This is a genomic window from Streptomyces sp. NPDC054840 (assembly GCF_053611065.1).
In genome coordinates this window covers 1-13,419 of record NZ_JBSGZP010000133.1, presented here as the reverse complement: position 1 = coordinate 13,419, position 13,419 = coordinate 1, and the positions used below count along the sequence as shown (strand labels likewise).

Annotated in this window: 8 protein-coding genes; 3 read left to right on the top strand and 5 right to left on the bottom strand. The window is 72.9% G+C overall.

Going from position 1 to position 13,419, the window contains the following annotated elements; all coding sequences use genetic code 11:
* Positions 1–137: 137 nt before the first annotated feature.
* Both ACWGIU_RS12730 and ACWGIU_RS12725 read left to right on the top strand, forming a co-directional pair.
* Entirely contained in the window at positions 138–701 is a 564-nt protein-coding gene (locus ACWGIU_RS12730) for a hypothetical protein (RefSeq protein WP_453705092.1), read from the top strand.
* 193 nt (positions 702–894) lie between these two features.
* A complete protein-coding gene (locus tag ACWGIU_RS12725) occupies positions 895–1,914 on the top strand; it encodes a serine/threonine-protein kinase (RefSeq protein WP_453705090.1) in 1,020 nt (339 codons plus the stop codon).
* A 79-nt stretch (positions 1,915–1,993) separates the two neighbouring features.
* Here ACWGIU_RS12725 and ACWGIU_RS12720 read toward each other — a convergent pair whose 3' ends face one another.
* The 5 genes from ACWGIU_RS12720 to ACWGIU_RS12700 all read right to left on the bottom strand — a co-directional run bounded on the left by ACWGIU_RS12720 (position 1,994) and on the right by ACWGIU_RS12700 (position 12,801).
* Positions 1,994–2,224 carry a response regulator transcription factor gene (locus tag ACWGIU_RS12720; RefSeq protein ID WP_266388474.1) on the bottom strand — a complete coding sequence of 77 codons (231 nt, stop codon included), beginning with the start codon at positions 2,222–2,224 and terminating at the stop codon, positions 1,994–1,996.
* Between the two features lie 188 nt (positions 2,225–2,412).
* Positions 2,413–4,854 (bottom strand): SpoIIE family protein phosphatase, encoded by a 2,442-nt coding sequence (locus ACWGIU_RS12715; RefSeq protein WP_453705087.1) that lies wholly within the window; start codon positions 4,852–4,854, stop codon positions 2,413–2,415.
* Positions 4,855–4,983: 129 nt separating this feature from the next.
* Positions 4,984–5,649 (bottom strand): 4'-phosphopantetheinyl transferase family protein, encoded by a 666-nt coding sequence (locus ACWGIU_RS12710; RefSeq protein WP_453705085.1) that lies wholly within the window; start codon positions 5,647–5,649, stop codon positions 4,984–4,986.
* On the bottom strand, positions 5,646–10,490 hold the full coding sequence (locus ACWGIU_RS12705) for an aminotransferase class I/II-fold pyridoxal phosphate-dependent enzyme (protein WP_453705083.1): 4,845 nt from the start codon (positions 10,488–10,490) through the stop codon (positions 5,646–5,648). Before ACWGIU_RS12705 ends, ACWGIU_RS12710 begins: the two co-directional genes overlap by 4 nt.
* A gap of 79 nt (positions 10,491–10,569) precedes the next feature.
* A complete protein-coding gene (locus tag ACWGIU_RS12700; protein ID WP_453705081.1) occupies positions 10,570–12,801 on the bottom strand; it encodes an MMPL family transporter in 2,232 nt (743 codons plus the stop codon).
* A gap of 309 nt (positions 12,802–13,110) precedes the next feature.
* On the opposite strand from ACWGIU_RS12700, the gene ACWGIU_RS12695 reads away from it, so the two are divergent.
* Complete coding sequence (locus ACWGIU_RS12695; protein WP_030384091.1) at positions 13,111–13,386, top strand: isoamylase early set domain-containing protein; 276 nt, start codon at positions 13,111–13,113, stop codon at positions 13,384–13,386.
* Positions 13,387–13,419: the final 33 nt, after the last annotated feature.

Below are 13,419 nucleotides of genomic sequence, written 5' to 3'. Positions count from 1 at the left end.
CCGGGGCGTCGGCCAGAACCTCGGGGAAAACCAACGGCCGGACATCGATCGGGCCCATTCGACAGGAACGCGGAAAGCGGAAAGCGGAACATCGCAGCCGCGTCACGGAATGCAATTTCCAGGCAAGGGAGAGTCTCATGCGTACGCGATCCACCAAGTTTCGGCTCGGTCTCATCATTTCGGCCACTCTGATCGGCGCGGGTGCGATCGCACCGGTCGCCACCGCGGCCCCGGCGCCCTCCGCCCAGACGGTCTCCGCGTTCGGCAGCGGCGACGCGCGTCCCGGCGGCGGCCGGTTCCACGGCAAGGCGGCGCTCGGCGGCGTCAAGGTGGACAAGGGCAGCGTCCGAGTCGGCGACCGGGTCTGTGCGGGCAGCTGCGACGGATCGGTGAACGGGACCGCGGGCGGCAAGGGCGGCGTCTGCGCCGGGCTGTGCAACGGGAGTGCCAACGGCGGCAACGGCACCACGGGCGTGCCGGGCGGCAACGGTACGAACGGCGGCAAGGGCGGAATCTGCGCCGGGACCTGCAGCGGCAGCGCCAACGGCGGCAACGGCGGCAACGGCGGGGTCGCGCTGCCCGGCGGCGACGGCGGCAAGGGCGGCAACGGCGGCGACGGCGGCCTCTGCTTCGGCTTCGGCTGCGGGACCACCGGTGGCTTCGGCGGTAACGGCGGGGCCGGCGGCAGCGACGACGACTGACCGCCATGGACCGCATCGCGTACGGTGACCGGCTCCCTTCGGGGACCGGTCACCGTACGCATGCGCATGCGTGTCCGTCCCATCCGTCCCGCTCCACGGCGCGCGCGGGTGGGGCGGTCGATAGACTTCCAGGTATGGAAGAGCGGCCTGCCGCGTCCGGCGGCGTCACACGGCCGGGCGAGGGGGGCGTCCGATGAGCGAGGTGTCGAACCTCAGCGTGTACGCGGGCCGCGCCTCGGGCCTCATCGGCAAGCAGATCGCGGGCTACCGGGTGGAGCGCATGATCGGCCGCGGTGGCATGGCCGTCGTCTACTGCGCGAAGGACCTGCGCCTCGACCGAACCGTCGCGCTCAAACTGATCGCCCCCGAGCGCGCCCGTGACGAGACCTTCCGGCGCCGCTTCACCCACGAATCGCGAGTGGCCGCATCGATCGACCACCCGCACATCGTGCCCATCTTCGAAGCCGGTGAGACCGACGGCGTCCTCTACATCGCCATGCGCTACGTCTCCGGCCTGGACCTGCGTGCGCTGTTGGACCGGGAGGGTCCGCTGCCCGTAGCGACCGCCCTGCGGATCGCCGCCCAGGTGGCATCGGCGCTCGACGCCGCCCATGACCACGATCTGGTGCACCGGGACGTCAAGCCCGGCAACATCCTGGTCGCCGCGGGCACCGACAGCGACCACCCCGAGCACATCTACCTCACGGACTTCGGGCTGACGAAGAAGTCGCTGGCGCTGACCGGGTTCACCACGGACGGGGAGTTCGTCGGCACGCTCGACTACATGGCGCCGGAACAGATCTCCGGCAGGCCGGTGGACGGCAGGTGCGATCTCTACAGCCTGGCGTGTGTCGTCTACGAGACCCTCGCCGGCGGGCCGCCCTTCCAGCGCGAGGAGGACGCGGCGCTTCTGTGGGCGCACCAGTACGATCCCCCGCCCCCACTGACGGAAAGGCGGCCGGGAATCACTCCCGCCGCCGCCGACGTGCTGACCAAGGCTCTGTCGAAGGTCCCCGAGGACCGCTACGGATCCTGCCTCGAATTCGTGGCCGCCCTGCGCGTCGCCACTGGAGGCGGCATCGGCCGTCTCGCCGATCCGCCGTCGTCGCGGGAGGATTCCCGTCCTCTCATCGCCCCGAGGGACTCCGTGCCCCCGCGGGAGCCCCCGGTCTGGGCCCGGCCCGTCTTCTACGGCCTGCCCGGCGGCCCGTAGACCGCCTCGCCCGTCACGGGCGTTTCCGCATTCCTGTCGACGTCTTTCCTGTGCGCGATTCCCGCGATTCCCCGGGCTGTCACAGCCCCATCGAGATGGCCAGGCGGGTCATCTCGGCCGTGGTGCTGATGTTCAGCTTGGCGCGGATGCGGCGCAGGTAGGCGTCGACCGTGTGCTTGGAGAGCCCCATCTGGCGGGCGGTCTGCAGGTAGGTGCAGCCTGCGGCGATGTGTCGCAGTGCCTCCTGCTCGCGCGGGGCGAGCGTGGGGGCGGTGGCTTCGGTCTGCGGGGCGACGAGGGTGAGAGTCATGATTCCTCCGACAGATCGGTCTGGTCATCACTGCTCACGTCCTCGGAAGCAGGGGACGTATACCTGAATGTCGGTGTTTGTCCCTGATAAAGAGCTTGTCGGCGGGACTTCATGGACGTGTCCGTCGACTGTCACAGGCGTGTCACAGGGGACATTTCCGTGCATATCGCCTGACTCTGTATGGGTTCTCAGAACTCGGTGAGGGACTGCTCGGCCCAGATGGTCTTGCCGATGGCCGCGTGCCGGGTGCCCCAGCGCTGGGCGAGCTGGGCGACCAGCAGCAGACCCCGCCCGCCCTCGTCGAAGGTCCGGGCCCGACGCATGTGCGGGGCCGTACTGCTCGCGTCGGAGACCTCGCAGATCAAGGTGCTGTTCTTCTCGTGGATGAGCCGCAGCTGGATGGGCGGCTGACCGTACCTGATCGCATTGGTGACCAACTCGCTGACCAGGAGCTCCGTGACGAAGGCGGCCTCGTCCAGCCCCCAGGCCGTCAGCTGGTCCGTGGCCTGGCGCCGGGCCGTGGCGACGACGGAGGGGTCGGAGGCCAGGTCCCAGACGACGACCTGGTCGGCGTGCAGGCCCCGGGTCCGGGCGACGAGCAGGGCCACGTCGTCATCCGGGCGGTGCGTCAGCATGGCCGTCAGTACGCGGTCGCACACCGCGTCCAGCGTGTCCGCCGGCCGGACCAGCGCCGCGAACATGCTGTCGAGCGCCTCGTCGATGTCGTGGTCGCGGGCCTGCAACAGACCATCGGTGTACAGGGCGAGGATGCTTCCCTCGGGCAGTTCGACCTCGAGCGTCTCGAAGGGCAGACCGCCCAGGCCCAGTGGGGGACCGGCCGGGACGTCCAAGAGGTACACGGAGCCCTCCGGGGAGACAACGGCCGGCGGCGGGTGGCCGGCCCGGGCGACCGTGCATCGGCGGATCACCGGGTCGTAGACCACGTAGAGGCAGGTGGTGCCGATGCCTCCGGCCGTCTCCCCGCCGGACTCCTGGTCGCTCTCGTCGGCGGACAGGTGGATGACGAGGTCGTCGAGGTGGGTGAGCAGCTCGTCGGGGCCCAGGTCGACGTCGGCCAGGGTGCGTACGGCGGTGCGCAGCCGTCCCATGGTGGCGGTGGCCCGGATGCCGTGGCCGACGACATCCCCCACGACCAGCGCCACCCGGGCGCCCGACAGCGGGATCACGTCGAACCAGTCGCCGCCCACGCCCGCCTCTCCGGCCGCGGGCAGGTACCGGGAGGCGATCTCCAGCGCCGCCTGATCGGGCAGCGTGTGCGGGAGCAGGCTGCGCTGCAGCGTCATGGTCGTGGTGTGCTCCCGGCCGGACCGGTACGCGTTGCGGATTCCGGCCGCCGCCCGGGCCGTGAGCTCCCCGGCCACCCGCAGGTCCTCCTGCTGGAAGGGCTCCCGGCGCTGGTGCCGGCTGAAGACGGCCACACCGAGCGTGCCCCCGCCGGCCCGCATCGGCACCACCATGATCGAGTGGGCCGCGTACTCCCCGATCCAGGCGGCCTCCGGGTCCTGGGCCGCCCACCGGGCGAGGGCCGGGTCCGTGGCCCCGTACACGGCGCCCCGGCCCGCGACCAGCGCTTCGACGGGCGGCGACAGCGGCGGATAGCTGGTCGTGTCCCCGACGGCGACCTTGGACTCGGGGGTTCCGTCGAGGACCGACCGCGCCGCGGCGCGGCACACGGTGACCGGCACGTCGGCGTGGACCGGGGACGTATCGTCGCCGCGGGGGAGCGGTTCCAGCAGATCGACCACCGCGAAATCGGCGAACCGGGGGACGGCGGCGTCGGCCAGCTCGTGCGCGGTGCGGACGCTGTCCAGCGTGGTCCCGATGGCTGCGGTGTCGACCTCCTCCGTCAGGAGCATCTGGTGCTCCACGCTCTCCTCCACCCCGCCCCGGTCGTGCGCTGCCAGACATACCGCGTGCACCCGGCCGTCCGGGTCCCGCAACGGCGCCAGCGAGGTGGCCCAACCGTGCTCCCCGCCGACGCCCGTCGGGTGGACGAAGGCCTCCATGTACTGCGCCTCACCGGAGCCCAACGCCAGGCGCATCCGGCGCTCGATCTCGTCGCTCGCGGGATCCGGCACGATCTCCGGCAGCCGTAGCCCCCGCATCGCGGCCTCTTTGAGCGAGAGCGTGCGCTCCATGCCCGCGTTCGCCCGCACCAGTCGCAGATCCGTGTCGAAGATCGCCAGAAAACAGGGGGACTGGGTGAACGCCCATTCCTTCAGCGGTTCCTCCCAGCCAGAGCGGGGTGCGCCCCCGACCGCGGACACCACGTACCACTTCGTGGTCCCGCCGCTGGAGGTCCAGCGGTGAGCGAGCAGCGCCACCTCCATACGGTGACCGTCCCGGTGGCGCAGCGCCACCGTGCCGCTCCACCGCTGCTGCTCGGACGGCAGCCGCCGCGCCGCGTCACTGAGGACATCGGCGAGCCGGTGGGCGGCGGGCAGTCCCACGACCTCGGACGGCACATAGCCGAGCAGTCGGGTCGCCCCCTCGCTCCACTCGGTGACGATGCCCTGCTCATTGATCGTCGCCGAGGCCGTGTAGGCCGACTCGAGGGAGGCGCCCGTCTCCTCGGGCCGCTCACCAGGAGAGGTGGGAACTTGCTCCATCGCCACTCATCTCGCCCTCGCTCGTTCCGCTGCCGCCGTCCCACGGGGACGTGCACGGCCAGGCGCTCCTCTGACCAGAATGATCCAGCCGGGCAAGGAGCACCAACGCAGTGCCGTCACGCGGGGCGCTCAGCCGCCCGGGTGCGCGAGGACGAGGGCGAGCACCGCGTCGCCCGCCCGCCACACCGTCGCGCGGCGCCGTCCGCCGAGGACGGGCGGCCGGAGGCCGAGGATCGGGATGCCGCGGGGAGCCGCGCCGAAGACCCCGCTCCGGTCGGCCTTGACCGCGGCCTCCTTCAGCGCCCAGGCCCCGGTCATGGCGTCCGGCCGCTCCGTACCGATGAGCGAGAGCTCCCCGGGCGACAGGAAATGGTCCGCGACCCTGCGTACGGCGTCGGCCGAGGCGATCTCGCACAGGTCCACCCCGACCGGTGCCGGCGCGAGAGCCGCGGCGACGTGCCGGGCGGTGTGGCTGATGGAGACATGCAGGGCGGGCATCGGGCTTCCGCCGACGACGACGCGGGGACTGCCGTCCTCCCGAGGGAGGATCTCCACGCTGTCCGCAGGCGCGGAGACCACCTCACCCACCAGCCGCTTCGCGAGGAGCCGGCCCGCCGTCCACTCGGCCTGCCGCCAGGCCGGCAGCGCGCGGAGCACGCGCCGCTCGGCCGCCGAGAGCGGAGGCACCCGACCGAGGTCACAGGCCCGGGCGAAGACCAGCCGGGCTCCGCCCCACCGGTGGACCCGGCCCGACGCGATCGCCCGGAAGCCGGCGTCCACGGCGGCGGCGGTCATGAGACCGGGGCCGCGTCGAGGAGCAGCAGCTCGCGCGTCAGCGAGGCCACGGCCTGGCGGATCTGGCCGGGCGTGTGGTCGTACGTGATGAAGAACCGCAGCCTGGCCAGCTCCTCCGGAACGGCCGGATGGAGGATGGGGTTGACGCTGATGCCCTGCCGGAACAGCGCCTCCGCGAGCCGCAGGGTCTTCAGCGAGTCCCCCACGATGCACGGCACGACCGGCGTGTCATGGCTGTCCCCGGTGTTGATGCCCGCCTCGCGCGCGAGGTGGACGAAGAGCGCCGCGTTCTCCGAGAGCCGTGCCACCCGCTGCGGCTCGGCGCGCAGCATGCGCAGGGCGGTCAGTGAGGCCGCGGTGTCGGGCGGGGTCATCCCGGCGCTGTAGACGAAGCCCGGCACGGTGTAGCGCAGGTACTCCACGACGGGGCGGCTCCCCGCGACGTAGCCTCCGCAGCTCGCCAGCGCCTTGGACAGGGTGCCCGACCACAGGTCGACGGCCGAGCGGTCGACGCCGTAGTACTCGCCGATGCCGCGCCCGGTCCGGCCGATCGTCCCGATGCTGTGCGCTTCGTCGATCATCAGCAGGGCGCCGTGCCGGCGCTTGACGTCGACGAGTGCGGGGAGGTCGGCGATGTCCCCGTCCATGCTGTAGACGCCTTCGACGACGACGAGCACCCGCCGGTACTGGTCCCGGACCTGGGTCAGCAGGGCGTCGAGGGCGGTGGCGTCGTTGTGGGGGAATGGCCGCCGGGTCGCACCGGAGAGCCTGCAACCCTGCAGGACGCTGTCGTGGGCGAGGGCGTCGTGGACGATGAGGTCCCCGGGCCCGACGAGGTGGCCGATCACGGTGACGTTGGTGGCGTGGCCGTTGGCCAGGGTGAGCGCCGCTTCGCATCCGAGCAGGTCGGCGAGCTCGCTCTCGAGTTCCAGGTGGAGCGGTCGGCTGCCGGAGAGCAGCCGGCTGGCGGAGACGGAGGTGCCGCAGCGCTCTATCGCCTCATGGGCCGCCTCGTTCACCTGCGGGTGGGTCGCCATGCCCAGGTAGTTGTAGCTGGAGAAGGAGAGGAGTTCCCGGCCGTCGATCACGGTCGTGTCCGTCAGCGCGCCCTCGTGGACGAGGAAGTACGGATTCGGCAGCCCCAGCTCGGAGAGCGTCGTGACGCGCTCGGCGTGGGCGGTGACCTCCGGGAAGCACTCGATCCGTGTGTGCTCCTCGGGCAGCGGGGTGGCGGCCGGTTCCATGGCCGCCGGAGGGTCGGCGGGCGGGTCGGCGGGCGGGTCGGAGACCGGATCGCACACCGCGTCGGCGGGCGGCGCCGGGACTTCGGCGGCTGCGGAGCGCTGCTCGGGGACGGTGGCCGGCACGGCGTCGCCGCAGCCGCTCGCGATCATCGCGGTGATCCCGGCGACGGTCGGCCGGTCGGGGGCCGTTTCGTCGCGGGTCCACCCGGGCCACTGACGCTTGAGGGAGGTGAACAGGTCGGTCAGCATGAGCGAGTCGAAACCGAGGTCGTCGATCAGCAGCTGGTCATCGCGCAGATGGGCCATCGGGAACGCGCTGACCCGGGCCACGTGCGCGAGCACGGACTCCCTGACGGTGGTGAGGTCCCCGGGGGGCGTCGGTTCCTCGTGGGCCTCGTGGGCGGGCGCGTCGGGCACAGCCGGGACGTCCGGTGCCTCCGGTGCCTCCGGTGCCTCCGGTGCGTCCGGTGCGTCCGGTGCGGCGGGGGGCACCGCGGTGGGGTCGGCCGTCGCCGGGGCGAGGGCCTCCGCGGCCCGGTTCGGCTCGGGGAGGGTCTCGGCGAGGCGGGCCAGCAGTGCCGCCTCCGTGGCCGCGTTCGGCTGGGGAAGCGCTTCGGCGAGGCGGGCGAGCAGCGCCGTCTGCTGCTGGACCAGCCGGCGCAGCTCGTCCATCGGGTTCAGCGGCGAGTTGTTCATCGTGATCTCCTCGGGAGATACGGACCGGGCACGGGCCTGGGACCGGGGCTGGTGTGAGGGGACGGGGGCGCCCGTCTTCCCCGGGCGCCCACGGGGCACCCAGTAGGACTGGGTGGCGAGCTTGGCCACCGGCAGGTCGAGCAGTCGGCACTCCTCCGGGGGGACCAGTGCGCGCGGGTCGACCGGGGCGCCCAGGACCGCGAGCCGGGCGAGGACCCGGACGAGACTCCGCCCGCCGTCCGGCGCCGTCCCGGTGACGGGGACGACGTGGACGTCGCCGTGGTCGGCGAGGTTGCGGCGGACCGAGGTCAGGAGCGAGTTGCCGCCGGTCACCTGGAGGAAGACGCGGGCCCCCTGGTCGTAGGCGGTGCGCACGGCGTCGGCGAACTGGACCGGCGCGGACGCGTGCCGGGCCCACAGCTCGCGCAGCCGCTCGGGATCGGTGCAGACGGCCGCGTCCACGGACGAGACGAACGGCAGGACGGGGCTGCTGACCGGGTGGTCGGCGAGGTCCGCGCGCATCTTCTCGTCGGCGGTGGCGAGCCGGGGCGAGTGGAAGGCGTTCGACACGTCGAGCGCCACCGTGACGACCCCCGCCTCCGCGCAGGCCTGCCGCATGGCGTCGAGTCCTTGCCGCGTACCGCTGACCACGACCTGACGCGGCTGGTTGAAGCAGGCGAGCCACACGTCGTCGATGCCGTTCGCCAGCCGCCGGCAGGTCTCCTTGTCGGTCTGTACGGCGAGCATTCCGCCGCGCAGGCAGCTCTCGGCCTCCCGGAGGGTCGCGCCCCTGTGCACCAGCAGCCGTACGGTGTCCTCGTCGGTGAGGGCGCCGGCCGCCGCGGCCGCGGCGAACTCCCCGACGCTGTGGCCGAGTACCAGGTCGGGAGCGATGCCGAAGCCGGCGAGGAGCCGGGTGGCGGCGATCTGGACGGTCCCGATCAGCGGCTGGCACACCTCCGTGGAGGCCATCCGGCGCCCGATCTCCCCGGCGTCGCCGTCGGCGGTCGCCGCCTCGCCGTACAACAGGTCGCCGATGTCGAAGCCGGCGCCCTCGCGGGCCGCGGCGCCGAGACCGTCGACGGTCGCCCGGAAACCGGGGAACCGCTGGTAGAGGTCCCGCATCATGCCCGGTCGCTGACTGCCCTGACCGGGGAAGAGGAAGGCGATCCGGCGCTGTTCGGCCGGCAGCGGGGCGTCGGCGGCGAAGGCCCCGTCGCCGAGGTCGCCCCGCTCGCCCGCGGCGAGCTGCCGTTGCGCGTGGCGCAGCCGCAGGACGAACGCCTCCGTGTCGTCGGCGACGATCGCGAGCCGGGCCGTCAGCGGCCGGCGGGAGCCGAGGGTGTGGGCCACGGCTGCCAGCGGGGCGGGGTCCGCCGTGTCGAGTGCGTCGAGAACGTCGCCGATGTACCGGTCCAGCAGCTCGGGACCGCCTGCCGAGAGCAGGACGAGCTGAGGGCCGGAGTCCCGGCCGTCCCCGGCGTCCCCGGTGCGTTCCGGGAGGCGACCGGGGGCGGGGGCCCGGGCGGGCCGCTCCTCCAGGACCACGTGGACGTTCGTCCCGCCGAAGCCGAACGAGCTGACGGCGGCCCGGCACGGAGTACCGGAGTACGGAAACGGCCGTGCGGTGTCGGCGAGCCGCAGGCCCGCGGCGCTGATGCCCAGACCCGGGTGCGGGGCGGTCTTCGGCTGCGGAACGATCGTCCGGTGGTGGACGACCAGGGCCGTCTTGATCAGTCCGGCGATGCCCGCCGCGGACAGGGAGTGACCGATGAGGGCCTTGCCCGCGCCGATGTAGCACAGCGAGGGGTCGTCGTCGGGGTACTCGGTACGCAGTCGGCGCAGCGCATCGACCTCGGCGCGGTCGCCGGTCGCGGTACCGGTCCCGTGGGCCTCGATGAAGCCCACCGCGGACGGCGCCACCCCGGCGTCGTCGTAGGCCCGGCGCATGGCGCGCAGCTGGCCTTCGGGAGCGGGCGCCAGCGGCCCGGGGGACGCGCCGTCGTTGGCCGAACCGATGCCCTTGATCACCGCGTAGACCCGGTCGCCCGCGGCGAGCGCGTCGGCGAGCGGCCGTACCACCACGACGCCGGCGCCTTCGCCGAGCACGAAACCGTCGGCACCCTCGTCGAAGGGGCGGCACACCCCGGTGGGGGAGAGCGCCCGGAGCGTGGAGAAGCCGATCAGGCTGTCAGGGGTGAGGTTGACGTACACCCCACCGACGACGGCGATACGGCAGCCGCCCTGACGCAGTTGCGCCACGGCCTGGTCCAGGGCGACGAGCGAGCCGGAGCAGGCGGCGTCGACGGCGAAGCTGGGCCCGCCGAGGTCGAAGTGCCGGCTGACGGTGCCGGGGGCCATGTTGAGCAGGCTTCCCGGCAGGCTGAAGGCCTGGACGGTGCCGAGCGATCCCGCGTGGTCCTTCACGGCGTCGAGGAGCCCGCCGTGGTCCGCCGCGGCCTGCCGCGCGTCCTCGGCCAGGGTGATGGCCCGGATGGGGGCCGACATGAGGTCCTTGTAGTCGGACACCGACATTCCGCAGAAGACGCCGGTGTTCTCCCGGTCGAAGTCGCCCCGGCCCAGCCCCGCGTCGTCGAGGGCTTCGCGGGTGACGTCCAGCAGCAGTCGGTGCTGCGGGTCCATGGCCCGGGCACGGGCCGGCGGTACCCCGTAGTGCAGGGCGTCGAAGCGGTCCACGTCGTCCAGGAAGGCGACCTGGTCGGTGTACGCGGCATGAGGGGCCGACGGATTGCCGGGTTCGTGGAAGGTCTCGTGGTTCCAGCGCTCCTTCGGCACGGTGGAGAACTGCCGCTTCCCGCTCAGCAGGAGCTTCCAGTAGGCGCTGATGTCGGGAGCGCCGGGGAAGCGGCAGCCGAGTCCGGTGATGGCGATGTCAGTCATGGGAGGTCTTCCTTGCCGTGAGGGTCGTACGGGGTGTGAGGGGGACGGGTACGGGAGGGGACGGGGTACGGATCGGTGGTCAGTGGCGCGCCCGGGCCGGGGTACGCGGCGCGGGCCGGGCCGCGGGACACCTGCGGACGGGAGCCGGGGGCGGACGGGACGCGGGCAGCGGCTCCCTGGGCCGGACGGGACGCGGCGCCCACCAGTTCAGGCCGCCCGCCAGGCGCATGAGCGCGGGTACGAGGACACCCCGTACGAGCGTGGCGTCGAGGAGGACGCCGAGGCCCGCGCCGATCCCGAAGAACTGCAGGAGGGACACCCGCGAGGTGCCGAAGCTCAGGAGGGTGAAGGCGAGCAGGGCGCCGGCGGTGGTGACGATGCCGCCCGTGCGGGCCATGCCCGTGACGATCGAGCGGGAGTTGTCCTGCCCGGCGTCGTGCGCCTCCTTGATGCGGGCGAGGACGAACACCTCGTAGTCCACCGAGAGCCCGAAGACGATGCAGAACAGCAGGACCGGCATGGTCGTACTGAGGGGTCCCGGCGTGAAGCCGAGCAGCTGGTGCAGATGACCCGACTGGAAGACCCACACCATGGCGCCGAGGACGGCCGCGAGACTCAGCGCGTTCAGCGCGATGGCCTTCAGCGGCAGCAGCAGGCTGCGTGTGAAGCCCAGCAGCAGCGCGAAGGTGGTGACGGAGATCAGCGCGAGCGCCGACGGGAGCCGGTGACCCACGGTGGCCTTGGCGTCGACCAGGACCGCGCTCGGTCCGCCGACGAGGACCTCGGTGCCCGCCGGCGCGGGGACCGCGCGGACGTCGTGGACGAGCTGCTGGGCGGCGTGCGACTGGGGATCGACGAGCGGCACGACGCTGAGTCGCACCGGGCCGTCCCCGGCGGGCCGGGTACCGGCCCCGGCCGACCCGGCGACCGCCGCGGCGGCCCGCTCGCCGTACCGGAAGCCGCCGTCGGGTCCCACGACGTGGGCGACCTGCGGGAAAGCGGACAGGCGGCGGGCGTACCGCGCCCGCTCCCCCGGGGAGGCGCTGCCCGTGGTGACGACGGTCAGCGCGCTCGCGCCCTTCATGTCGAAGCGGTCGCGCACCAGGTCACCGGTGTGCCGGCCGGCCGCGCTCACCGGCAGCGCCCGGTCGTCGGGGGTCGCGAAATCGGCGTGCGCGAAGGGTGCGGCGAGCAACGTCAGCAGTCCGATCACCGGCAGCGCCGCGATCAGCGGGCGGCGTACGACGATCCGCGCCAGCCCCTCCCAGAATCCGGACCGGGAGCCGGAGCGGACCTTGCGGCGCCACGGCACGGCCCAGGCGTTCACCCGCTTCCCGAGCAGGGCGAGCAGGGCGGGCAGTACGGTCACGGCGCTCACCGCCGCGATCGCCACCACGGCGATGCCCGCGTAGGCGAAGGAGCGCAGGAAGTACGGCGGGAACACCAGCAGCGTGGCGAGCGCGGCGGAGACCGTCGCGGCGCTGAAGGCGATGGTGTGACCGGCGGTGCGCACGGTCCGCACGGCGGCGGTCCGCGGGAGGAATCCGGCGGCCAGCTCCTCGCGGAACCGGGAGACGACCAGCAGTCCGTAGTCGATGCCCAGCCCCAGCCCCAGGGCCGTCGTGAGGTTCAGCGCGAACACCGACACGTCGGTGACGCTGCCGAGAACGCTCAGGACCAGCAGCGTCCCGGCGATGGCGAGGACCCCGATCAGCAGGGGCAGGGCCGCGGCGACCACGCTGCCGAACACCAGGACCAGCAGGATCAGGGTGCCCGGCAGGACGACGGACTCGGCCCGCTTCAGGTCGGACTCCGAGATGTTCTGGAGCTCGGCGTCGACGAGGGCGCTCCCTCCGACGTGCACCGTCAGGGCCTTCCCGGTGTCGGCCGGGGCGGCCAGCTCCGCGCGCAGCCGTTCGGCCCGCGTCGCGAGTTCCGCGCCCTCGCCGTCCACGTGCGCGACCAGCATCGCCGCGTGGCCGTCGCGGCTGCGCAGTTCCGCCGCGCGGTGGGTCCAGTACGAGGTCACGGCGCTCACGTGCGGCTGCGCGGAGAGCCTTCCGGTCAGTTGCTCGCCCGCCCCGCGTGCGGCCGGGTCGTCCACGGAACCGCTGCCGCTCTGCGCGACGAGGACCAGGTTGGGGGAGGCGCCAGGGCGCGCGCCCGCCAGCTGTGCGGCGCGGCTGGACTCGGACCGCGGATCGTCGTATCCCTGGGTCTTCAGCCCGCCGGCCGCATCCCTGCCGAACAGGACGGACAGGAGGAGGAAGACGAGCGCGCCGACGAGGACGAGTCGGGGGTGACGGGTCACGAAGGCCCCTGCGCGGCGGAACATGGATGCCTCCGGTACGGACGGCGATTCGCTCCTGCTCTTGCGCAGGAAGGTCGATATCCACCGTGCCCGGAGGCGGGAAGAGGCCGTAGTCCCGGCCATTCGTACCTTGACAGGAGGGAGGGGGGCGTCTCCCGAGGGCGTCGACAAGCAGGGTGACTCGAGTGCCCGCACGTCACTCGATGTGGTGGGTCCGTGGTGGGAGTGGCGGCGCCAGGGTGCGCCCGGTGCGTCCGCCGCTGACTATGGGCGGCGTACCACCCCCACTGCCGTTGTCAGGAGCTCACCATGCTGGAGCGCAAACTGCGCAAGGACCGCACCGAGGTCACCTTCATCCTGCCCGTCGACACCCCGCCGGGACCGGTCAGTGTGGTGGGTGACTTCAACGACTGGCAGCCCGGGGTCCACACCCTGGCCCGCCGGAAGGACGGCAAGCGCGCCGTGACCGTCGAGCTGCCCAGCAAGAGCACCCATTCCTTCCGGTACCTGGCGGCCGGGGACTACTGGTTCAACGACGAGAGCGCCGGCGACCAGGACGGCCCCAACAGCCGACTGCACACCTGACGGCCCGGACGCCTCGCGGACCCGGAGCGCGCC